The following is a 24,304-nucleotide window of genomic DNA, read 5'->3' on the forward strand; positions in this document are numbered from 1 at the left end:
TGTCCTGCCGTCGCTTGTGAGGTTTTAAAATATGCCAAGTTTTGATATTACGTCTGAAGTCGATATGGTCAATTTGAAAAATTCGATTGATGCTTCTGTCAAGCAGATCACCAATCGTTATGACTTCAAGGGCACGTCGGCCAAAGTCGATTTTAACGAAAAAGACAAAGTGATTACCTTATTTGGTGACAACGACTTTCAGCTGGATCAGGTGAAAGACATCTTGTTGCCAGCCATGGAAAAAAAAGAGCCTGAGTCATCCAAGCGCCTGGAGCACAAGGATGTGCAAAAAGTCTCAGGCAACAAGGTGAAGCAAGAGCTGCATGTGCGTGATGGCATTGATAGCGACCTGGCCAAGAAAATCACCAAGCTGATTAAAGATAGCGGCATGAAGGTACAGGCGAGCATCCAGGGGGATACGGTACGTGTCAATGGTGCCAAGCGCGATGTACTGCAAGAGGCGATCGCATTTGTGAAAAAAAGTATTACCGATTTCCCATTGAAATACGGTAACTTCAGGGATTAGTCATTGGGAGAATAATATGGCGAAATGGATGACATTAGTATTGACGGTGTTGGTGTTAGCAGGCTGCAACACCATTAATGGCATGGGTAAAGATATTGAACAAGCGGGTGAAGCTGTTCAGAAATCGTCCAAATAATTTATTGTTAATGCCGGATGATCCGGCTGAAATATCGAGTCACTATGTTAAAAGTAGGGTTTGTAGGCTGGCGCGGCATGGTTGGGTCCGTGCTGATGCAGCGCATGATGCAGGAAAATGATTTTGCGGATATCGAGCCGCAATTTTTCACGACTTCGCAAACAGGTGGTGCTGCACCTAAAGTGGGTAAAGATTCTCCTGCATTAAAAGATGCCAGGGATATCAACGCTTTGCGTCAGATGGACGTGGTTGTGACTTGCCAGGGTGGCGATTACACCAGTGAGGTGTTCTCGCAATTACGTGCGACTGGCTGGCGTGGTCACTGGATTGATGCGGCTTCAACCTTGCGCATGGAGCAAGACGCCGTGATCATTTTAGACCCGGTCAATATGCATGTCATTAAAGATGCATTAGCCAATGGCGGCAATAACTGGGTTGGCGGTAACTGTACCGTGTCTTTGATGCTGATGGCATTAAACGGCCTGTTTAAGGCTGATCTGGTGGAGTGGGCGACATCCATGACTTACCAGGCGGCTTCAGGTGCAGGTGCTCAGAATATGCGTGAGCTGATTAGCCAGATGGGGGTGGTGAATGCCTCTGTGGCTGGCTTGCTGGCAGATCCTGCCTCTGCGATCCTGCAAATCGACAAAACGGTGGCGGAGACGATTCGTAGTGAAGCGCTGCCAACCGCTAATTTTGGTGTGCCCCTGGCTGGCAGCCTGATCCCATGGATTGATAAAGACCTGGGTAATGGCCAAAGCAAAGAAGAGTGGAAGGGCGGCGTTGAAACCAACAAGATTTTAGGCCGTGAAGCCAACCCGATCGTGATCGATGGTTTATGTGTACGCATTGGTGCCATGCGCTGCCACTCGCAGGCGTTGACACTCAAGCTGCGCAAAGATGTGCCACTGGATGAAATCAACCAGATGCTGGCCGAAGCCAACGAATGGGCCAAGGTGATTCCTAACGAGCGTGAGATCAGTATGCGCGAGCTCACGCCAGCGGCGATTACCGGCACACTGACCACGCCGGTAGGCCGTTTGCGCAAACTGGCGATGGGTGGCGAATACCTGTCCGCTTTCACGGTGGGCGACCAGTTATTGTGGGGGGCAGCAGAGCCTTTGCGCAGAATGTTGAGAATTCTGGTAGAAGCTTAAGTAATTGATTAAATAGCGGCCCGTAAAGCCATGATTTATTAATGAAATCATGGTCTTTTCGGGCTTTTGCTTTTTATATAATGCGGTTTAATGGGGACTATAGCCTCAAATCGGTGTATTTATTGCTCCCAAGCCGCCTGGGCGTGCTTGCGTGGCTGTGTGAATGATGCTATTTTGACAAGCGCCATGAATGAATAAGGGTTAATCGGTGAGTAAATTTCAATTAAAAAAAATAGCCTTTGCCTTGAGTTTGAGTACGGCCCTCTCGGCGCATGCTGCCGGTTTGGGTAGCATGATTTCCAGCTCAAAACTTGGTGAGCCGCTCAATGCGGAAATTGAGCTGTTGGCGGTGACACCAGCCGAGCTCAACAGCATTCAGGCGACACTGGCCAGCGAGCAGGTCTATCAGGACCAGATGCTGGAAAAGCCGGCTTCTTATCCGTTTATTAAAATTGAAGTGGGTAACAACACCAAAGGTCAGCCTATCCTTAAGCTGACAAGCTCACAGCCGATTACCGAAGCCTTCCTGGATATGTTGATTCAGGTAGATTGGCCGACCGGACGTCTGGTCAAGGAATACACCTTGTTACTGGATCCGCCTGGTTTTAACTCTAATTATGTTTCTGAATCGGCCGGATTACCTGTGACAGGCCAGTCAGTGCCACCAGCCACTACCAATAATACGGCGCGAGTGCCAGAGACAAGTCAGCAGCCCGCCCCAGAGCCCAGGTCCGAACCCAGTAAACCTCGACAATCTAAGCCTGCAGCGGTGCCCGCACCGAAACAGGTGGCAGCGGATGAGGCTGCGAACGCCGAGCAAGCGTTGACTACTGAGCGTGGTGATACGCTTTATGCCATTGCCAGGCAAATGAAGCCTGATAACGTCAGCGTGGAGCAAATGCTGGTGGCACTTTACCAATCTAACCAGCAGGCGTTTGATGGTAAAAACATGAATCGCCTTAAGGTGGGCAAGATTATTCGCATGCCAGATCAGGCTACGCTGGATAGTGTCAGTCGCCCGCAGGCAAAAAGCCTGATTGCCGAGCATGCGACCAACTGGCAGGCCTATAAAAATTCACTGGCAAAAGTGGTCAAGGAAAGCGAAGCTAGCCAAACTGGTGGCAATACACAGCAATCTGCAGGCAAGATTGGTGCAGCAGGTGAGAAACCAGCGCCTCAAGCCAAACCAGGCAAAGATGTATTGAAGCTGTCTGCCGGTGACGCTAAGTCAACCACGCAAGCTGACAAGGCCGCAGCTAAAGCATCAGCGGCAGCAGAGGATGCGACCGCTAAAGCGAATGCCATCAAAGAGGAGCAGTCTCGTGCTGCGGCGCTTGAAAAACAAGTCGCAGACATGAAAAAGCTGATGGAAATGAAGAATAGCGCCATGGCGCAGGCTGAGAAAAATGCTGCGCAGGCAGCAACTGAGCCAAAAGCAGAAGTAAAACCTGATGCAAAAGTAGAGCCAAAACCGTTGGAGCAGGCTGCCAAAGCGCCTGCAGAGCAAACCAAAGTGCCACCAGCCGCGGTTGTGCCGGAAAAACCGACACCAACTGCAGAGCCAGCCAAGCCTGAGTTGCCTGTAGAGGAACCCGCAGCAGAGACTGTACAGCAGCCTTCGTTTATGCATGTATTGCTGGAACGCCTGAAAAACATCAGCCCGGTGTTGCCATTGGCATTGATCGCCTTGCCAGTATTGTTGTGTGTCTGGGCATTGATCCGTATTCGCCGTAAAAAACAAATCGATAATTTTGAAGATGTGATTGTCACGTCACCAGCCACCGAAATGCAGAACAATACGGTGTTCGGGGATACGCAAGCTGCCGCTTCTGGCGACACTTCTTTCCTAACGGATTTCTCGCAAAGCGGTGTCGGTGGCATGATAGATTCGCACGATGTGGATCCGATTGCCGAAGCAGAAGTGTACATGGCCTATGGTCGTGATGCACAAGCTGAGGAGATTCTGAAAGACGCGATTCAGAAAGATCCCGAGCGTCAGGAGCTCAAGTTGAAGTTGCTGGAAATTTATCAGACAACGGGTAATAAAGCTGCGTTTGAGTCCCTGGCCAGTGATGTCTATGCCAAAGCTGGTCCGGCAGATGCTGCCTGGTCCAAAGTCAGCGCCATGGGGCAGAAACTGGATCCTGAGAACACGCTATATCAGGCCACGCCAGCAGCAGTCAGTGATGTTGCACCTTTAGCTGATGCAACCGTGCTGCCAGTCGCAGAAACACAAAATGAAGAAGATGCATATCACTTTAACTTTGAAGCGCCTGCCTTGGAGTTTGATGGGGCTTCAGAAGCCGTGGCGGCTGCCAGTGCTGATGCGTTACCTGCCACAAGCGATGACGATGCGTTAGCGCTTGATACGTTTACGAGCGAACCAGCCACTCAGCGTGCAGATGACACAACGCTTGCGTTCTCAGAGGATGCTATCAGTACTGCGGATTCGCTACGCTTTGAGGTTGAACCAGCCTCAGTGGCAAGTGTAGAGCCAACCAGTGATGATGTCAGCGATACTTTAAATGTTGATGATGACCTCGCACTGACACCTAAAGCCCTGGATTTGCCTTCGCTAAACCTGGATGATGTTCCGCAAAGTGCAGAGGCTGCAAGCAGCAAGCCATTGTCAGCAACCACTGGTGAGCAAACGCTGTCGAGTGAGGATGCCGTGTTTGACTCATTGCCTGAGTTGTCACTGGAGCTGGGCGGCCCGAATGATGCGATTGGCGAGCGTGTGAGTGACGATGCTCTGGAAATTGAGGAAATTAGCCTGGGCTCTGCGGATGCTGCGTTAAATGAAACACCTGCCGTAGAGGCCGCAGCCGATAGTATTGCTTTCCCTGAGATATCCCTGGATGTCGCCGATCGCGGTACGGCAAGTGCTGAGGAGATCGCCGATGAACCGGAAGAAGTGAACACCAAACTTGATTTGATTCAAGCCTATATTGACATGGAAGATGTGGTGGGCGCCAAGGAACTGATCGATGAGGTGATCGCAGAAGGTGGCGAGCGTCAGCGGCAACGAGCCAGCGAATTACTGGCAAAATTAGTGTAAATCAAGGCCGGGTTCCCGGCCTTGTTCATTTTCACTGCCACTCACCGGCAGTGTGGCCTGATTTGGCGTAATTACAGACAGCCCTTATACTAGGCGCCATGAAAATTGCGATTGGCATTGAATATCACGGCGCCTATTTTCAAGGATGGCAAAGTCAGCCAAATGCCGCAGGCGTACAAGATGCCATCGAGCGAGCCATTGAGCAGGTCGGCGGTGAAAAAGTCCGTTTACATGCGGCCGGACGTACCGACTCAGGCGTGCATGCCTTGATGCAAGTGGCGCATTTTGAAACTTCAGTTGTCAGACCATTGAGTGCCTGGGTGCGTGGCACAAATGCGCACTTGCCAGCCTGGGTGCGTATATTGTGGGCGGTTGAGGTGGCTGAGGATTTTCATGCCAGGTTTAGTGCCCGTGCGCGCAGCTACCAGTATGTGTTGCATAATCATGCTGTGGCGCCAGCCAGCCAGCACGGGCGTGTGGGCTGGTACCACAGGCCGCTGGATATTGCATTGATGCAACAGGCAGTGCCTGGCTTAGTGGGCGAGCATGATTTTAGCGCTTTTCGTGCCAGTGAGTGCCAGGCCAGCACGCCAATACGCACGATGCATCGTGCCGATATTACACAACATGGGCGATACATCATTTTCAGTTTTAAGGCGAATGCCTTTTTACAGCACCAGATTCGTAATATGGTGGGCGCGTTAGTCTATGTCGGGCAGGGCAAGTTAAGTCCGGCCGCGTTTACCGATTTGCTGCAACATAAAGACAGGCGCCTGTCACCGCCCACGTTTATGCCGGATGGATTGTATTTTACCGGTGTCGAGTACGACGACAGTTGGCAATTGCCAATGTGTGAGGCACACTGGGATTAAAGAGAGTAATTAATCATATGACAAGAACCCGGGTAAAAATTTGCGGAATCACCCGCCTGGAAGATGCATTGGCAGCGATTGCTGCAGGCGCGGATGCGTTGGGCTTTGTGTTTTATGCGCCTAGCCCACGCGCGGTCACGGCGGCACAAGCACAGGCAATCATGGCAGTGCTCCCGCCCTTTGTAAGCAAAGTTGGCCTGTTTGTAAATGCATCGGTTGAAGACGTGCAGCAAGTGATCGCAAGTGCAGCGCTGGATTGTTTGCAGTTTCATGGTGATGAGACGGCAGACTATTGCGCACAATTTAATCTGCCATATTACAAAGCAATCCGCGTCAAACCAGGGGTAAATTTGGTACAATGCGAGCTTGATTTTGCGTCAGCTTCAGCCTTGTTGCTGGATACCTACTCTGAGAAAGCGGTGGGTGGTACAGGGGAGGCATTTGACTGGTCGCTAATCCCTGCAGGTTTGCAAAAGCCATTGATATTGGCCGGTGGTTTAAATCCGGAAAATGTCATGCAAGCCAAGCGTCAGGTGCAGCCTTATGCATTGGATGTGAGTGGCGGGGTAGAAGCACAAAAGGGGATAAAATCCCCGCAAAAAATAGCTGCATTCATGCAGCAGGTGGTGCAGTGTGATGCTGCACGTAATGGGCGGTTTGAGTAGAAAACGAGATACGGAGTAACGCATGCAAGTCTATGACATGCCAGATGAGCGCGGTCATTTTGGCCCTTTTGGTGGCGTTTTTGTCGCAGAAACCCTGGTGGAAGCCTTGGAAGAACTGCGGGTAATGTATGAAAAATACCGTCACGATCCTGAGTTTCTGGCTGAATTTGCTTATGATCTCAAGCACTTCGTTGGCCGTCCCAGCCCGATTTACCATGCTAAACGCCTGTCTGAAAAAGTGGGCGGAGCACAAATCTATCTTAAGCGTGAAGATTTAAACCATACCGGCGCGCACAAAATCAATAATACGATTGGCCAGGCGTTGCTGGCCAAACGCATGGGGAAGCCGCGTGTGATTGCGGAAACCGGTGCCGGGCAACATGGCGTGGCGACCGCGACGATTGCTGCCCGCCTGGGCCTGGAGTGCGTGGTCTATATGGGAGCCGAGGATGTCAAACGCCAGGCGCCAAATGTGTTCCGCATGAAGCTGCTGGGCGCCACTGTGGTGCCCGTCGAAAGTGGCTCAAAAACCCTGAAAGACGCATTGAATGAAGCCATGCGTGACTGGGTGACCAATATCTCCAATACTTTCTACATTATCGGTACTGTGGCAGGTCCACATCCTTACCCGATGATGGTGCGCGATTTCCAGGCCGTCATTGGTATCGAAGCGAAAGATCAAATGCAGGAAATGATAGGGCGTCAGCCAGATGCCATCGTCGCCTGTGTCGGCGGCGGCTCCAATGCCATGGGTATTTTCTATCCATATATTGACGTCGAAGGTGTGCGCCTGATTGGCGTTGAAGCGGGCGGTCATGGTTTGAGCACTGGCCAGCATGCGGCACCATTAACGGCGAATAGCCCGATCGGTGTGTTGCACGGTAACCGTACCTACCTGATGCAAGATGAAGATGGCAATATTATTGAAACGCACTCGATCTCTGCCGGCCTGGATTATCCTGGCGTTGGCCCTGAGCATGCCTGGTTAAAAGACATCAAGCGCGCTGAATACGTGGCGATTACCGATGAGGAAGCCATGACGGCTTTCCATAACCTGTGCCGTACTGAAGGCATTATCCCCGCGATGGAATCCAGTCACGCCTTGGCGCATGCTGAGAAACTGGCCAGAACCATGTCTCCGGATCAGGTGGTGCTGGTAAATCTGTCTGGCCGTGGTGACAAAGACATTAACACCGTGGCACGTTTGGCTAATATTACCCTGTGACCTTTTGCCTGCATGACTGCGCTTGTCGAACGCATCCGCGCAGCCATGCATTGCAGATCCACTGTCATTATTTGAATTAATTAAAAAAGCATTCTTATGTCCCGCATTCAATCTGTATTTGCCACCCTCAAGGCACAAGGTAAAAAGGCACTGATTCCCTACATTACAGCGGGCGATCCGCATCCTGATCAAACGGTGCCTTTGTTGCATGCGTTGGTAGAAGCGGGTGCCGATATGATTGAGCTGGGTGTGCCGTTTTCTGATCCAATGGCGGATGGCCCGGTAATCCAGCGCGCCAGTGAACGTGCATTGGTACACAAGATGGGCTTGCGTAAAGTATTGGCCATGGTGAAAGCGTTTCGCGCAACCAACCAAACAACGCCTATCGTACTGATGGGATACGCCAACCCGATTGAAGCGATGGGGAGTACCCAGTTCGTTGCCTTGGCGAAAGAGGCTGGTGTCGATGGCGTGCTCACGGTTGATTATCCGCCTGAAGAGTGTGAAGTCTTTAACCAGGAACTGGCAGGCGCGGATATTGATAGTATTTTCCTGCTGTCACCTACCACCGAGCCATCACGTACTGAATTGATCGTGAAGCAGGCGACAGGCTTTTTGTATTATGTCTCGCTCAAGGGTGTGACGGGGGCGGCTAACCTGGATATTGTCGAGGTGAAAAAACGCGTGGCAGAAATTCGTCAGCAGACCAGCTTGCCGATTGGTGTGGGTTTTGGTGTCAAAGACGCGGCGACTGCACGTGAAGTAGCGGCGATTGCCGATGCGGTGGTGGTGGGTAGTCGTATGGTATTGGCGATTGAAAGCGCTAATGCCGACAACCTGATTGCCAATGTGCAGACATTAACGAAAGAATTGCGTACGGCGATTGATTCTGTATAGACCGGTGTATTCAGGTTTTCAGCATATCGCAATATAAAAGCAGGAGAAGCTATGAGTTGGTTAGACAAGATTCCACAAAAAATTAAACGTGCTGTTGGCTCGGTACAAAAACGTAATGTGCCAGAAGGCTTATGGCATAAATGTGATGCCTGCCAAACAGTACTTTACCGTACTGACCTGGATGCCAACCTGGAAGTGTGTCCGCAGTGTGGTCATCACCACCGTCTCGGCGCACGTGCTCGCCTGGATGTATTGCTGGATGCAGAAGGCCGTGTTGAAATTGGCGCTGACGTCACGCCGGTGGATGCCTTAAAGTTTAAAGACAGTAAAACTTACGCCGAGCGCATGAAAACTGCCCAGCGTGATGTGAAAGAAAAAGATGCGCTGATTGTGATGCGTGGCACGGTTGAGGGCGTGCCGGTGGTTGCTGCCGTATTTGAATTCAAGTTTATGGGCGGCTCCATGGGCTCTGTTGTTGGCGAGCGCTTCGTACGCGGTGTACAAGATGCCATTCAGCACAAGTCTGCATTTATCTGTATTTCTGCCAGTGGCGGTGCACGTATGCAAGAAGGCCTGTTGTCGTTGATGCAAATGGCTAAAACCAGTGCCGCGTTGACCAAGCTGTCTGAAGCCGGATTGCCATATGTCTCCGTGTTGACGGATCCGACCATGGGCGGTGTGTCAGCCAGCTTTGCCATGCTGGGGGATGTGATTGTGGCCGAACCGAATGCGCTGATTGGTTTTGCCGGCCCGCGCGTGATTGAGCAAACGGTACGTGAGACCTTGCCTGAAGGCTTCCAGCGCGCAGAGTTCCTGCTGACGCATGGTGCCATCGATATGATTGTTGATCGCCGTGAAATGCGTGCCAAACTGAGCCAGGTATTGTCCAGTTTCTTGAATATTACCAAAGCTGCCTGATGCCACTTGTGATACCCGAGCTTCCCCAAACAGTTGAGGATTGGCTCGGCTACATCGAATCCCTGCACCCCAAATCCATCGAGATGGGCTTGGGCAGGGTGCAAACAGTCGCTGCACGCCTGCAGCTAGAATTTCCGTTTACCGTTATCACCGTTGGTGGTACCAATGGCAAAGGCTCTACCTGCGCCATGCTGGAACGTATTTATAGCGCTGCCGGTTACCAGGTAGGCTGTTATACCTCGCCACATCTGGTGCATTATCAGGAGCGTGTTCGTTTCAATAGCAATGTCATTACCGATGCGTTGCTGTGTGAGGCCTTTGCCGCCGTAGAGCAGGCACGTGGGGATATCACACTGACCTATTTTGAAATGGGTACGTTGGCGGCATTATGGGCCTTTGAGCAACAGCCATTGGATGTCGTTATTCTTGAGGTTGGTCTGGGCGGGCGCCTGGACGCGGTGAATATTGTCGATGCCGATTGCGCCATTGTCACCAATGTTGATCTCGATCATATGGAGTTTCTGGGCGATACCCGCGAATTAATCGGTCACGAAAAGGCGGGCATTTATCGCCAGCAGCAGATTGCCATTTGCGGCGATGTGGCGCCGCCAGCGTCATTATTGGCGCATGCCGATACGCTGGCGGTAAAGTTAAACCGTTTTGGCGTGGATTACCAGATTGATATCTCGGATACCCAATACGCACACTATCGGGATGCACAAGGGCAGCTGGATATAGGCAACCTGCGCTTGTTTGGGCATTACCAGTGGAATAATGCCGCGAGCGTAATATTTGCCGGGCGTGCTTTGCAAGCAACATTGCCAGTCACGGAAGGTCAACTGTTGCAGGCGTTAACCGGCACAGAGGTCACTGGCCGTTTTCAATACTTGCAGCACGCGCCGGATGTTATTCTGGATGTGGCACATAACCCACATGCTGCGCGCGCATTATGTGACAACTTGCAGCGCCTGAGTGCCGATGGCGGCCAGGTGATTGCTGTATTCTCCATGTTGTCTGATAAGGATATTGCCAGCGTAGTGGACATCCTGCACCCGGTAATTGATACGTGGCATATTGCCCCCATCCAGCATCCGCGCGCAGCAGCGCTTGATTACTTGCAAGCGTGCTTAAGTCAGAAAGTGCCGCGGGCCCATATTCACCTGCATGCTGATTTACCCGCCGCATTGCGAACGGCTTATAAAAATGCGGCAAAAAATGATAAAATTATTGTGTTCGGCTCATTCTTCACTGTAGCTGCAATACTCGAATTAACGCCTGATCAGTGGGTTGCGTAAAAACGCCACGTGTATACATAGAACTGAATGTGAACCTCAAAACAGTATGGCGAGAGATGCTTTGACAGACAACGAACTGTTGCTCAAGAAAACTGCCCGCAGGCGGTTGGTAGGTGCGATCACCCTGGTGGTTTTGATGCTGATTGTATTGCCCTTTGTGCTTAAAGACCGGGTGATCGAATCCAGCCATGATAACGTTGAAATTACGGTGGTGAATCGCCAGGCCAACCGTGAGCCTATCCTTGAGTTACCTGATGATGAAGTTGTATTGGATAACGAAGCTGCACCAGCGGCCAATACATCAGAAAATAATGCTTCCGAAGTGGCTGAGGCTAATATTGAAGAAGCGCCAGTTTCTGCGCCCGCAGTAGTAGCAACGCCACAAAAACAGGTAAAAACAGAGCCTGCCAAGCCTGTTGTCGCGCCTGCACCAGTTAAACCCGTACCAACCGTTGAACCCAAAGTTGAACCCAAAGTTGAACCCAAAGTTGAACCCAAAGTTGAACCCAAAGTTGAACCCAAAGTTGAACCCAAAGTTGAACCCAAAGTTGCGGCAATCAAGCCTGAAACTAAAGAAGAGCCTGTTGCATCCGATAAAAAAACTGGTAAGTTCTTTGTGCAGTTTGGCGTGTTCTCTGACCCGAAAAACCTGGAAACCCTGCAAGGCAAGCTGAAGCAGGCAGGATTCGAGTCAGCCACCGAAAAAGTGGATGCAGCTGGTCAGAAACTACGCTTGCGTACGCGTACCTATGCTACCCGTAATGATGCGGCAGCTGCCTTGAAAAAACTGGAAGCGGCCGGGTTTAGCGGTATTGTGGCCAGCAAATCCTGATATAGGCCATGACTGTTTTTGATTATCTGGTATTAGGCATTATCGGCTTCTCCATTTTGGTCGGGCTGATGCGCGGCGCCATCCGTGAGCTGTTTTCTGTAGTGGGGTGGGTGCTGGCTTTTTACCTGGCGAATCGTTTTAACGGTGAGGTCATCACCTATATGCCAGAGCAGATTCCTGGCGAGGCGGTAAAAGCCATGGCGGCTTTTTTAGTGGTGTTTTTACTGGTGCTGTTTGTCAGTGCCTTGCTCGCCTTGTTGCTGACTACCTTGATCAAGGCGGTCGGTTTGGGCGGGCTGAACAGAGTACTCGGCGGTTTGGCTGGTATTGTTAAAGGCGTGTTGGTGGTCTGTATCCTGGTGATGCTGGCTGCCATGACGGATTTGCCCAAGGATCCGCGCTGGACAAATGCAACATTCAGTGCGCCAGTAGAAGCGTTGGTCTTGAAATTACTGCCATGGATGCCATCTAGTATTGCTAGGCACGTACATTTGGATCATCAGCGGGTAGATGAATCTGCCATTTAATTTGTAATCAAGTGTTTGATAGGATGTCGCTATGTGTGGAATTATCGGTATTGTAGGCAAGAACCCGGTGAATCAGTTGTTGTATGACGGATTGCTGGTATTACAGCACCGTGGTCAGGATGCCGCTGGTATCGTCACTTGTGATGGCAACACTTTCCACATGCATAAAAACAATGGTCTGGTGAAAGATGTATTTCACACACGCCATATGCGCAATCTGGTCGGTAATGTGGGTATTGCCCATGTGCGTTATCCGACAGCAGGCTCGTCTAGTGCTGCTGAGGCACAGCCGTTCTATGTCAACTCACCCTTCGGTATCGTCTTGGGCCATAACGGTAACCTGACCAACTCCGAGCAACTCAAGTCTGAAATGTTCAGGCAAGACTTGCGTCACATCAACACCAACTCTGACTCAGAAGTGTTGTTAAACGTGCTGGCACATGAAATTGAGAGCACATCCAAAAACGCCTTGCTCAATAGCGATATGGTGTTTGATGCCGTTGCTGGCGTGCACAGACGTTGTAAGGGGGCTTATGCCGTGGTGGCGATGATCGCCAACTTTGGTTTGCTGGCCTTCCGTGACCCACATGGTATTCGCCCTCTGGTGATTGGCAAGCAAGTGACCGACAAGGGGACTGAATATATTATCGCCTCTGAAAGCGTCGCACTGGATGTACTGGGTTTCACCATGGTGCGTGATGTTGAGCCAGGTGAGGCGGTATTTATCGATATGGACGGCAATTTATTCAGTCGTCAATGCGCAACGAATCCAAAACTGACCTCCTGTATTTTTGAATACGTTTACCTGGCACGCCCTGACTCAGTGATCGATGGTGTCTCTGTTTACCAGACCCGCCTGGACATGGGTACCTTGCTGGCCGAAAAGATTAAACGCGAATGGGCGGATAAAAAAATTGATGTGGTGATTCCTATCCCGGATACCAGCCGCCCGAGTGCATTGCAATTAGGGATTGCCTTGGGTCTGGATTACCGTGAAGGCTTTATCAAAAACCGCTATATCGGCCGCACATTTATTATGCCGGGCCAGGCCTTGCGTAAAAAATCCGTGCGCCAGAAACTGAACCCGATCGGCATTGAGTTCAAGGGCAAAAACGTATTGCTGGTAGATGACTCTATTGTGCGTGGCACCACCTCGCAGCAAATCGTGCAAATGGCACGTGATGCAGGCGCAAACAAGGTTTACTTCGCTTCAGCGGCGCCGCCAGTGCGTTATCCAAACGTATATGGCATTGATATGCCTAGCCGTCATGAGTTGTTGGCGACTAATCGTACCGATGAAGAGATTTGTGCCGAAATCGGTGCTGATGCGCTGATTTACCAGGACCTGGATGCCTTGCGTGAAAGCATTGCCAAGTCCAATCCGCACATGACTGAATTTGACTGTAGTTGTTTTGATGGCAAGTATGTCACTGGCGATATTGATGCGGCTTACTTAAACCGTATTGAGTCTGCGCGCAGTGATATGAATAAAAAGCAATTGCCGCCTAACTCGACCACGCAGCTGGATTTGAATCTGTTATCTACAGACCTGGTCGGTGCCGAGTAAAAGTTGACAGGCGCCAGCAAAAGGCGTTTAATGAAATTGCGCTGATTTGAGTGGCGAACTTTAAACGAAGCCAAACTCAGCTTGCGAGCGCATTATAAATACCGCTAAAGCGAGAGCCCCAAAGACCCGTTTTAGCGCAATGCTGAAACGGGTTTTTTATTGTCCAGAGCGCAAGTCAGGATGCTTGTGCAGGAATGTCCGCACCGGACAGAAGTTTGAGGAATCATGAACGATCAATACCATTTGGAAACGCTGGCTGTGCGTGCTGGCACTTTGACCACCGAGTTTGGCGAAAACTCAGAGGCCCTGTTTTTAAATTCCAGCTTCCGCTTTAAAAATGCAGCGCAAGCTGCAGCGCGATTTGGCGGCACCGAGCCCGGCAATATTTACTCACGCTTTACTAATCCGACAGTCACCATGTTCCAGGATAAACTGGCCGCATTGGAAGGCGCAGAGCAGTGTGTGGCAACCTCGAGTGGTATGTCTGCAATTCTCGCCTGCATCATGGGCATTTGCAGTGCAGGTGATCATATTGTGGCATCGCGCAGTATTTTTGGGACAACGGTGCAATTATTCACCAATATCCTGAAACGCTGGGGTCTGGAAGTGACGCTGGTTTCCCTGACAGATGTGGATGCCTGGAAAGCGGCTGCCAAGCCGAATACCAAGCTGTTTTTTGCTGAAACACCTTCAAACCCGCTGACCGAAGTCGGTGATATTGCCAAGCTGGCGGAGCTTGCGCATGCGGCTGGCGCCTATCTGGCGGTTGATAACTGCTTTTGCACGCCAGCATTGCAACGACCGCTCAAGCTGGGAGCTGATATTGTCATCCATTCTGCCACCAAATATATCGATGGTCAGGGCAGGGTATTGGGAGGCGCGGTGCTAGGCAGCAAGGCGCTGATTGAGCCGGTGTATGCCTTTTTGCGCACGGCAGGCGTGACCATGAGTGCCTTTAATGCCTGGGTGTTCGTCAAAGGGTTGGAAACCTTGCAAGTGCGCATGGACGCACATGCCGCACGTGCCCTGGCTTTGGCGCAATGGCTGGAGCAACAGCCTGGGGTAGCGCGCGTCTATTACCCCGGCTTGCCATCGCATCCGCAATACGCACTCGCGCAAAAGCAGCAGCGCTTGGGCGGCGGTATTGTGACCTTTGAAGTGAAGCCACGTGCTGGCCAAACAGCACAAGAAGCTGCATGGGCTCTTATTGATGCGACACGCCTGATTTCCATCACCGCCAATTTGGGCGATGCCAAATCGACGATTACGCATCCTGCTACCACCACGCACAGTCGCGTCAGTGCCGAAGCGCGGGTCGAAGCTGGCATCAAGGATAACCTGGTCCGGATTGCCGTGGGACTGGAGCATGTTGAAGATTTAAAAGCTGATTTGCAATTGCTGACCCAGTTTTAAATTCATGGCGCCGCGCATTCATTTGCGCGGCTTTCTAAAATTCCTTTTTTAGCATCATTCACTGGCGCTGACAGAAATAGTTCGTCAGTGCATCCTCAATGTTGTCCGCGTCTCTGGTTTGCATCATCACTCCCTTTCAGTTTTGCCCGATTGGCCTGTCAGCCGCGATTAGGCGCGCCGGATTGCGCTAAATATGCTAAAATCGCGTGATAACTTTTAACTATAAATTGGGTCAAGAATGAGTCAGTCTCCAGATCAATTTGCTAAAGAAACCCTGCCTATCAGCTTAGAAGACGAGATGCGCCGCAGCTATCTCGATTACGCCATGAGCGTGATTGTGGGCCGTGCGCTTCCCGATGTGCGTGATGGTTTAAAACCTGTGCACAGACGCGTGCTGTTTGCCATGCACGAGCTGTCCAATGACTACAACAAGCCTTATAAAAAATCTGCCCGTATTGTTGGTGACGTGATCGGTAAGTACCACCCGCACGGCGACACTGCGGTGTATGACACCATCGTACGTATGGCGCAGGATTTCTCCCTGCGTTACATGCTGGTCGATGGCCAGGGTAACTTCGGTTCGGTTGATGGCGACAATGCAGCGGCGATGCGGTATACCGAAATCCGCATGTCCAAAATTGCCCACGAGTTACTGGCAGATATCGACAAGGAAACCGTCGACTTTGGCCCTAACTACGATGGTAGTGAGCATGAGCCTCTGATTATGCCGGCGCGTATTCCCAACCTGCTGATTAACGGCAGCTCGGGTATTGCGGTGGGTATGGCGACCAATATTCCGCCTCACAACCTGAATGAAGTGCTGAATGCCTGTTTCGCGTTGTTGAAAAATCCTGAAATCACTATTGATGAGTTGATCGAGTTGATTCCGGCGCCTGACTTCCCGACTGCGGGTATTATTTATGGCACGGTAGGGGTGAAAGAAGGTTACCGCACTGGCCGTGGCCGTGTGGTGATGCGTGGCCGCACCCACTTTGAAGATTTGGAAAAAGGCGGGCGCCAGTCCATCATTATTGATGAATTGCCCTACCAGGTTAACAAGAAAACGCTGATTGAAAAAATCGCCGAACTGGTTAACGAGAAAAAAATTGAAGGTATCTCTGATCTGCGTGACGAATCTGACAAGTCAGGTATGCGCGTCGTCATTGAGCTGAAGCGTGGCGAAGTGCCAGAGGTGATTCTAAACAACCTCTACAAACAGACACAGCTGCAAGATACATTCGGTATGAACATGGTGGCGCTGATGGACGGCCAGCCACGCTTGCTCAACCTGAAGCAGATGCTGGAAGCATTCTTGCGTCATCGCCGCGAAGTAGTGACACGTCGTACCGTGTTCGAACTGCGCAAGGCGCGTGATCGCGGCCACGTGCTGGAAGGCTTGGCTGTAGCACTGGCCAACGTGGACGAGATGATTGCCATCATCAAAGCCGCGCCAACACCGCCAGAAGCGAAAAAAGAGTTGATGGCGCGCAGCTGGAACTCTCCGGTAGTTGAGGAAATGCTCAAACGTGCTGCCATGGAAGCTTCGCGTCCAGAGGGCTTGTCTGTCGATTTTGGCATGACGCCAAAAGGCTATAGATTGTCTGATGTACAAGCGCAGGAAATTCTGCAAATGCGCTTGCAACGCCTGACAGGCCTGGAACAGGACAAGATTGTCAACGAATACAAAGAAGTAATGGATGTCATCGCCGACTTGCTGGATATCCTGGCCAAGCCAGAGCGCGTGACCGCGATTATTGTCGAAGAACTGAACGAAATCCAGAAACAGTTTGGTGACAAACGTCGTTCCGAGATTGAGCAGAACACGCAAGATTTGTCACTCGAAGACCTGATTACGCCACAAGATGTGGTGGTGACGTTATCGCATACTGGCTATGTTAAATCCCAGCCGCTGGATGAGTATCGTGCACAGCGTCGTGGCGGTCGTGGCAAACAGGCGGCTGCGACTAAAGAAGACGACTTTATCGACAAGATGTTTGTCGCGAATACGCATGACTACATCCTGTGTTTTAGCAGCCGTGGCCGAGTTTACTGGCTAAAAGTTTATGAAGTACCGCAAGGCAGCCGTGTCAGCCGTGGCAAACCGATTGTAAACCTGTTCCCGTTGGAAGAGGGCGAGAAAATCAACGCCATCCTGCCGGTGAAAGAGTTCGACGAGAGTCACTACGTATTTATGGCGACAGCCAAGGGCACTGTGAAGAAAACAGCGCTGACGGAATTCGCTAACCCACGTAAGTCCGGCATTATCGCTATTAACCTGGATGAAGGTGATTACCTGATCGGTGCCGAAGTGACCAATGGTCAGAACGACATTGTGCTGGTTTCCAATGGTGGTAAAGCCGTCTGGTTCACGGAGGATGACGTCCGTCCAATGGGCCGCGCAACACGTGGTGTACGCGGCATGAAGCTGGCGGTCAAACAGCAGGTATTGTCCTTGCTGATTGCTGAGAATGATCAACAGTCTGTGTTGGTGGCAACAGAAAATGGTTACGGCAAGCGTACTGTATTGTCCGAGTTCCGCCATTCTGGTCGCGGCACACAAGGCGTGAAAGCGATTGCCATCAGTGAACGCAATGGTTTGGCTGTTGCGGCCAGACTAGTGACGGCAGAAGATGAAATTATGCTGATTACCACCGGTGGCGTATTAATCCGTACCCGCGTCAAGGAAATCCGCGATATGGGTCGTGCTGCACAAGGTGTCACCCTGATCAACCTGGGTGAAGGTGAGAAGTTGTCAGGACTGGAGAAAATTGTAGAAACTGACGATGATGGTGTCGAGAGCGACGAGAACGAAGAATAAACACACGCATGAAACAGATCTTTAACTTTTCTGCCGGACCGGCAGTGCTTCCTAAACCAGTGCTGGAGCGCGCGCAAGCCGAAATGCTTGACTGGCATGGCTCTGGCATGAGCGTGATGGAAATGTCGCATCGCGGCAAAGAATTCACCAGTATCCTGGAAAAAACCGAAGCTGATTTGCGCCAATTGCTGTCCATCCCGGCCAATTACAAAGTCTTGTTTTTGCAGGGCGGCGCAATTGGGGAAAATGCCATCATTCCGATGAACTTGCTTAACGGTAAGTCTGCGGATTACGTGGTGACAGGCTCCTGGAGCAAGCGCAGCGTAGAAGATGCCAAAGCCTACGGTCAGATTAATATCGCCGCCAGTGCTGAAGTCGGTGGCTTTACGACGGTGCCCGCTTTTGCTGACTGGACGCTTAATAAAGACGCGGCCTATGTGCATTACTGCACCAACGAAACGATTAACGGTGTCGAGTTTCTGGATGTCCCTGACACGCATGGCGTGCCGATTGTGGCGGACATGTCCTCACATATCCTGTCACGCCCGATTGATGTTTCCAAATATGGTGTGATTTATGGTGGTGCGCAAAAAAATATCGGCCCGGCAGGTTTATGCCTGGTGATTGTGCGTGAAGATTTGCTGGCGCAAGCCTCTCCGTTAACACCGGCGGTATTCCACTGGAAAACGCAGGCGGATAACCAGAGCATGATTAACACACCGCCAACCTACAGCATTTATATTGCTGGCCTGGTCTTTGAGTGGTTGCTGGCGCAGGGTGGCGTAGAGGCGATTGAGAAAATCAATATTGCCAAGGCTGATTTGTTATACAACTACCTGGATCAAACCGAGTTTTATGACAATAACATCGAACATGCTTACCGCTCACGCATGAATATTCCATTCCGTTTGCGTGACGAAAGCCTCAATGACGCCTTTTTGAAAGCAGCTGATGCACGTGGCTTGCTGCAATTAAAAGGCCATCGCTCAGTAGGCGGCATGCGGGCCAGCATTTACAATGCCATGCCAATTGAAGGTGTGAAAGCCTTGGTCGAATTCATGCAAGAATTCGAAAAAAGTCATTCATAAATTACATTAAATATTAATTTCAAATGTCTGATTTATTAAAACAATTTAGAGACAAAATTGATGCGATTGATACGCAGATGCTGGCGCTTGTCAATGAGCGCGCAGCGCTTGCACGCGAAATCGGGCACTTGAAAGATGACGGGGTGATTTATCGCCCTGAGCGTGAAGCACAAGTGATTCGACGCCTGCAGTCAGAGAATCAGGGGCCATTGGCGCCTGAGGCGGTGAGTCATATTTTTCGTGCCGTGATGTCCAATTGTCGCGCACTGGAAAAAGAGCTGTCGATTGCTTTTCTGGGCCCCTTGGGCACTTATAGCGAAGAGGCGGCACTCAAGCAGTTTGGTGAAGGCCGTCAGGCTGTGGTGTGCGCGAGCATTGATGAAGTGTTTCGTACCGTAGAAGCGGGGCAGGCCGATTACGGCGTGGTGCCGGTAGAAAACTCTACCGAAGGCGCCGTTGGCATTACACTGGATTTATTGTTGTCCAGTCCATTACAGGTCATTGGCGAGATTACCTTGCCTGTGCATCACTGCTTGTTGTCCGCACAGCAGGATATCCGCCAGATCAGTCATGTATTCTCTCACGCACAATCATTGTCGCAATGCCATGAGTGGCTAAATAAACACCTGCCAAATGCTGCGCGTGAAGCGGTGACCAGCAATGCACGTGCGGCGCAAATGATCCACGAGCTGGTGGCGAGTGAAGGCACGTTTGCGGCGGCGATTGCCAGTAAACGTGCGGCCGATTTATTCGATTTGCATATCCTGGCCGAAAACATCGAAGATGATCCGAAAAACACCACACGCTTCCTGGTGGTGGGTAATCATGCCGTGGCACCTTCCGGCCAGGACAAAACCTCGCTGGTCATGAGCGCACAAAACAAACCTGGCGCGGTATTGCAGTTACTGGAACCATTTTCACGCCATGGCGTGAGCATGACCAAGCTGGAGTCCCGTCCGTCCCGTCAAAATCTATGGAATTACGTGTTTTTCGTCGATATTGAAGGGCACCAGCAGCAACCATCCGTACAGGCAGCGCTCAAAGATCTCGCTGAACGCGCCACATTACTCAAAGTGTTGGGCTCTTACCCAACCGCTATTATTTAATTCAATCTATGTCTTTATCAGAATTAGCCCCTGCCAATATTCGTGCCATCGCGCCATATCAGGGTGGCAAACCTATCAGTGAATTAGCCCGCGAAATGGGGCTCAATGAAGCTGATATCGTCAAGTTAGCCTCTAATGAGAATCCCTTGGGCATGAGCCCAAAGGCACAAATGGCATTAGAAGAAGCCATTTGTGAGATTGCCCGTTATCCGGATGGCAACAGCTTTGCCTTGCGCGATGCCGTGAGCCAGAAATACGGCGTACAACCGGCACAGATTGTGTTCGGTAACGGCTCAAACGATATTCTGGAACTGGCAGCACGTGCTTTTCTAAGCGCAGGCGATGAAACGATTTATTCACAGCATGCTTTTGCGGTGTATCCGTTGGTGACGCAAGCCGTTGGCGCCACTGGCGTGGTGGTGCCTGCGGTTGAGTTTGGCCATGACCTGCAAGGTTTTTTTAAGGCGATCACGCCTAAAACCAAGCTGATTTTTGTGGCCAACCCAAATAACCCAACAGGCACACTGATCAGCAAAACAGATTTAAAAGCCTTTTTGCAACAAGTGCCCAAGCACATCCTGGTGGTGCTGGATGAAGCCTATGACGAGTACTTGTCTTCTGTCGATAAGTCTGAGGCGATTGGCTGGCTGGCAGAATTTGAAAACCTGATTATTTCGCGTACCTTTTCCAAGGCCTATGGCCTGGCTGGCTTGCGCGTGGGTTTTGGCCTGATGCATGCCACCCTGGCTGACTTAATGAACCGCGTGCGGCAGCCATTTAACGTCAATAGCCTGGCGCAGGTGGCTGCCACCGTCTCCTTGCAGGATGAGGACTTTGTAGCACGTAGTTATGCTGCCAACCAGGCGGGCATGACACAGATCACACAAGGGCTGGAGCAACTGGGCTTGAGCTATATCCCATCCTACGGCAACTTTGTCAGCTTTAAAGTGACCAATGCCAATGCGGTGAACCAGGCTTTGCTCAAGCAGGGGGTGATTGTGCGCCCGGTCGCCAATTACGAGATGCCGGATTATTTACGCGTCAGCATTGGGTTGTTTAGCGAAAATGCCCGCTTTTTAGACGTGCTGGAAAAGATTTTAAAGTCATGACTGTATACGAAAAATTAGCCACCGATGATGTAAGGGTGCTGGAGATCAAGCCGCTAGTGAAACCGGCAGAACTATTGTCACGCCTGCAGGAAAGTACGGTCAGCACGCAAAATATCCTGAAGACACGCACTGCGATTCATCACATTTTGCATCAGGGCGATGACCGCCTGCTGGTGATTGTTGGCCCGTGTTCTATCCATGATACCGAAGCCGGTATGGAGTACGCTAAACGCCTGCTGGACGTGCGCACACGCCTGGCAGGTGAGTTGTTGATCGTCATGCGCGTTTATTTCGAGAAGCCGCGCACTACCGTGGGCTGGAAAGGCCTGATCAACGATCCGCACCTGGATGGCACTTACGACATTAATCTGGGTCTGGAAAAAGCACGTCGTTTCTTGCTGGATGTGAACGAGATTGGCATGCCGGCGGCGACTGAGTTCCTGGATGTGGTGTCGCCACAATATACGGCCGACCTGGTGAGCTGGGGCGCGATTGGTGCACGCACCACAGAATCGCAAATCCACCGTGAACTGGCTTCTGGCTTATCCTGCCCGGTAGGCTTTAAAAATGGCACGGATGGTGGCGCCAAAGTCGCCATTGATGCAATTAAAACCGCTGCCAGCCCGCATCACTTTTTGTCGATGACCAAAGAAGGCGAATCCGCCATTTTTGCCACCAGGGGTAACGAAGACTGCCATGTGATTTTGCGTGGCGGCAAAGCGCCTAATTATGATGCACAAAGTGTGGCGGCAGTGTGTGACCAGTTGGCGGACGCCGGCCTGGCGCCTGTGCTGATGGTAGATTGCAGTCATGGCAACAGCCAAAAACAATATAAAAACCAGATCGCGGTGGTCGATGATGTTGCCAGCCAAGTCTCTGCGGGTGATGCGCGCATTATTGGCGTGATGCTGGAATCACATTTGAACGAAGGCCGCCAGGATCATTCGCCAGGTTGCAGCCTGAATTATGGGCAATCGATTACAGACGCCTGCCTGGGCTGGGATGACTCGGTGACTGTATTGGAAATCCTGGCAGCATCTGTCAAAGCACGTCGCGAAAAACGGGCCGCTGAAGAGTAAGCGATCAGCAGGCAAAACACCGGCCGCGCCAGTGAGCGCGGCTTTTTTATGCCTGTTATGATCCCATTTGACGCCTGCTCATGAAAATCATGAGCAGGGAATCATTGTCTGTTGCAGGCTGTTCATGCAACGCATGCGTATGATGCCAGTCTTACTTAACAGACATTGCAAACGCAGCTTGTACAGGACTTGCAATGAACACATAGTAGTCACAAACAATTGTTGTATGATGAAGTTTGAAACTGTCTTGCAACTTTACATGAATGAATAGAATTGAATAACGAGCGATTATGCATATACACGTATTAGGGGCTGGTGCTGGCGGTGGCTTTCCGCAGTGGAACTGTAATTGTCAAAACTGTGATGGTTTGCGCAAAGGCACGATTAAGGCTAAACGCCGCACCCAATCATCGATTTGTGTCTCCAGCAATGGCGTGGACTGGGTGTTGTTTAATGCTTCGCCTGATGTATTGCAACAAATCCAGGAATTTGCCCCGTTGCAACCTGGCCGTGGCATTCGTGATTCCGGCATTCAGGGCATTGTATTGATTGACGCGCAAATCGACCATACTACCGGGCTGTTCATGCTGCGTGAGGGTCAGGTCAAACGTGAAATTTACTGCACTAAGATGGTCTACGAAGACCTGACCACCGGTAACCAGATTTTGAATATCCTTGGCCATTACTGTGGCGTTAACCATCATGAAGTTGCCATCGATGCCAATGATGTCAGCAACGCGCACAGTTTTGAAATCCCTGGCGTGCCTAACTTGCGCTTTACTGCAGTGGCCTTGAAGAGTGCGGCACCGCCATATTCACCACACCGTAACGACCCACATCCTGGCGACACCATCGGCGTGTTGATTGAAGAAATTTCTACCGGCAAAAAATGCTGGTACTCACCTGGCCTGGCTGAAATCGAGCCACATTTACCGCCTTTGATGAACCAGGCCGATTGCATTATGGTCGATGGCACGTTCTGGACCAATACCGAGATGCTGGATATGGGCCTGATGACCAAGACTGCACGCAGTATTGGTCATAACCCACAGTCCGGCCCAGGCGGTATGATAGAAGAGTTGGACAAGTTTGGTCAGGATAAGCCTGTACGTAAGGTGCTGATTCATATCAATAACACCAACCCGATTTTAAGGGAAGATTCCGCCGAACGCGCAACGCTTGATCAACACAAGATTGAGGTGGCGTACGACGGCATGGACATCATTCTATAGGAGAGCAATATGAACGCAGTCAGCAACGACAACTTGCCATGGTCCCGTGAAGAGTTTGAAGCCAAGCTCCGCGAAAAAGGGAAGGGTTACCATATCTACCACCCGATTCATGTGCTGATGTATGAAGGCAAGTTAAGCAAAGAGCAGTTACAGTGCTGGGTGGCGAATCGCTATTACTACCAGATCATGATCCCGCAAAAAGATGCGGCAGTCATGTCTAACTGCCCGGACAAAGAGGTGCGTAAAGGCTGGATACACCGGATTACCGACCATGATGGTTACGAAGGCTCTGAAGGCGGCATCGAGGCCTGGGTTAAGCTGGGTGAGGCCGTTGGTTTAACACGCGAGCAGATCACCTCACTGGAGCTGGTTTCGCCAGGCGTGCGTTTTGCGGTGGATGCCTATGTCAACTTCGCCCGTCAGCGCCCCTGGCAGGAAAGCGTTTGCTCTAGCCTGACCGAGCTGTTTGCACCGCATATTCACCAGCAACGCATCAGCTCCTGGCCAACCATGTATCCCTGGGTCAAAGAAGAAGGCTTTATTTACTTTAAAAAACGCCTGACAGAAGCCAGACGCGACGTAGAGCAAGGCCTGGACATTACCCTGGATTACTTCAGTGTGAGCCGCGATATGCAGCTGCGTGCGCTGGATATCCTGCAATTCAAGCTGGATGTGTTATGGGTAGTGGCCGATGCCATTATGCTGGCCTGCACCCAGATCAAGGTGGAAGACCGCGACTACACACGTCAACCCGTGATCAAGTTTAGATAAGTGACGAAAGTAA

General features: G+C 51.1%; 21 protein-coding genes. All 21 read left to right on the plus strand.

Annotation, left to right across the window (positions count from 1 at the left end; translation table 11 throughout):
- Positions 1-31 precede the first annotated feature (31 nt).
- The gene (locus OH31_RS13740) at positions 32-526 is read left to right on the plus strand and encodes a YajQ family cyclic di-GMP-binding protein (protein WP_019882444.1); all 495 of its coding nucleotides are present in this window, start codon (positions 32-34) and stop codon (positions 524-526) included.
- Between the two features lie 28 nt (positions 527-554).
- On the plus strand, positions 555-662 hold the full coding sequence (locus tag OH31_RS13745) for an entericidin A/B family lipoprotein (protein WP_019882443.1): 108 nt from the start codon (positions 555-557) through the stop codon (positions 660-662).
- Positions 663-706: 44 nt separating this feature from the next.
- Entirely contained in the window at positions 707-1,819 is a 1,113-nt protein-coding gene (gene asd, locus OH31_RS13750) for an aspartate-semialdehyde dehydrogenase (RefSeq protein ID WP_024931181.1), read from the plus strand.
- A gap of 208 nt (positions 1,820-2,027) precedes the next feature.
- A complete protein-coding gene (locus OH31_RS13755; protein WP_024931182.1) occupies positions 2,028-4,877 on the plus strand; it encodes a FimV/HubP family polar landmark protein in 2,850 nt (949 codons plus the stop codon).
- 98 nt (positions 4,878-4,975) lie between these two features.
- Entirely contained in the window at positions 4,976-5,749 is a 774-nt protein-coding gene (truA, locus tag OH31_RS13760; RefSeq protein ID WP_024931183.1) for a tRNA pseudouridine(38-40) synthase TruA, read from the plus strand.
- A 17-nt stretch (positions 5,750-5,766) separates the two neighbouring features.
- Complete coding sequence (locus tag OH31_RS13765; RefSeq protein ID WP_024931184.1) at positions 5,767-6,414, plus strand: phosphoribosylanthranilate isomerase; 648 nt, start codon at positions 5,767-5,769, stop codon at positions 6,412-6,414.
- A 22-nt stretch (positions 6,415-6,436) separates the two neighbouring features.
- Positions 6,437-7,639, plus strand: a complete 1,203-nt coding sequence (gene trpB / locus OH31_RS13770) for a tryptophan synthase subunit beta (RefSeq protein ID WP_019882436.1) — start codon at positions 6,437-6,439, stop codon at positions 7,637-7,639.
- Between the two features lie 96 nt (positions 7,640-7,735).
- Entirely contained in the window at positions 7,736-8,536 is an 801-nt protein-coding gene (gene trpA, locus OH31_RS13775; RefSeq protein WP_019882435.1) for a tryptophan synthase subunit alpha, read from the plus strand.
- A 51-nt stretch (positions 8,537-8,587) separates the two neighbouring features.
- Entirely contained in the window at positions 8,588-9,454 is an 867-nt protein-coding gene (gene accD / locus OH31_RS13780) for an acetyl-CoA carboxylase, carboxyltransferase subunit beta (protein ID WP_024931185.1), read from the plus strand.
- On the plus strand, positions 9,454-10,749 hold the full coding sequence (gene folC / locus OH31_RS13785; RefSeq protein WP_024931186.1) for a bifunctional tetrahydrofolate synthase/dihydrofolate synthase: 1,296 nt from the start codon (positions 9,454-9,456) through the stop codon (positions 10,747-10,749). The genes accD and folC overlap by 1 nt, the downstream gene beginning before the upstream one ends.
- 61 nt (positions 10,750-10,810) lie before the next feature.
- On the plus strand, positions 10,811-11,581 hold the full coding sequence (locus OH31_RS13790; protein ID WP_242402300.1) for an SPOR domain-containing protein: 771 nt from the start codon (positions 10,811-10,813) through the stop codon (positions 11,579-11,581).
- An 8-nt stretch (positions 11,582-11,589) separates the two neighbouring features.
- Positions 11,590-12,108, plus strand: a complete 519-nt coding sequence (locus tag OH31_RS13795) for a CvpA family protein (RefSeq protein ID WP_019882430.1) — start codon at positions 11,590-11,592, stop codon at positions 12,106-12,108.
- A gap of 31 nt (positions 12,109-12,139) precedes the next feature.
- On the plus strand, positions 12,140-13,675 hold the full coding sequence (gene purF / locus OH31_RS13800) for an amidophosphoribosyltransferase (RefSeq protein ID WP_019882429.1): 1,536 nt from the start codon (positions 12,140-12,142) through the stop codon (positions 13,673-13,675).
- A gap of 225 nt (positions 13,676-13,900) precedes the next feature.
- On the plus strand, positions 13,901-15,088 hold the full coding sequence (locus tag OH31_RS13805) for an O-succinylhomoserine sulfhydrylase (RefSeq protein ID WP_024931188.1): 1,188 nt from the start codon (positions 13,901-13,903) through the stop codon (positions 15,086-15,088).
- Between the two features lie 238 nt (positions 15,089-15,326).
- Positions 15,327-17,906 carry a DNA gyrase subunit A gene (gene gyrA, locus OH31_RS13810; RefSeq protein WP_024931189.1) on the plus strand — a complete coding sequence of 860 codons (2,580 nt, stop codon included), beginning with the start codon at positions 15,327-15,329 and terminating at the stop codon, positions 17,904-17,906.
- A gap of 8 nt (positions 17,907-17,914) precedes the next feature.
- Complete coding sequence (serC, locus tag OH31_RS13815; RefSeq protein ID WP_024931190.1) at positions 17,915-18,994, plus strand: 3-phosphoserine/phosphohydroxythreonine transaminase; 1,080 nt, start codon at positions 17,915-17,917, stop codon at positions 18,992-18,994.
- Positions 18,995-19,017: 23 nt separating this feature from the next.
- Positions 19,018-20,100 carry a prephenate dehydratase gene (gene pheA, locus OH31_RS13820; RefSeq protein WP_019882425.1) on the plus strand — a complete coding sequence of 361 codons (1,083 nt, stop codon included), beginning with the start codon at positions 19,018-19,020 and terminating at the stop codon, positions 20,098-20,100.
- An 8-nt stretch (positions 20,101-20,108) separates the two neighbouring features.
- Positions 20,109-21,209, plus strand: coding sequence for a histidinol-phosphate transaminase (gene hisC, locus OH31_RS13825; RefSeq protein WP_024931191.1), 1,101 nt, complete (start codon positions 20,109-20,111; stop codon positions 21,207-21,209).
- Positions 21,206-22,288, plus strand: a complete 1,083-nt coding sequence (locus OH31_RS13830; RefSeq protein WP_024931192.1) for a 3-deoxy-7-phosphoheptulonate synthase — start codon at positions 21,206-21,208, stop codon at positions 22,286-22,288. Before hisC ends, OH31_RS13830 begins: the two co-directional genes overlap by 4 nt.
- A 290-nt stretch (positions 22,289-22,578) precedes the next feature.
- A complete protein-coding gene (pqqB, locus tag OH31_RS13835; RefSeq protein WP_024931193.1) occupies positions 22,579-23,520 on the plus strand; it encodes a pyrroloquinoline quinone biosynthesis protein PqqB in 942 nt (313 codons plus the stop codon).
- 9 nt (positions 23,521-23,529) lie between these two features.
- Entirely contained in the window at positions 23,530-24,291 is a 762-nt protein-coding gene (pqqC, locus tag OH31_RS13840) for a pyrroloquinoline-quinone synthase PqqC (RefSeq protein WP_019882421.1), read from the plus strand.
- Positions 24,292-24,304: the final 13 nt, after the last annotated feature.

Source organism: Methylophilus sp. OH31 (genome assembly GCF_000576615.1).
In the GTDB taxonomy this organism is placed as follows: domain Bacteria; phylum Pseudomonadota; class Gammaproteobacteria; order Burkholderiales; family Methylophilaceae; genus Methylophilus.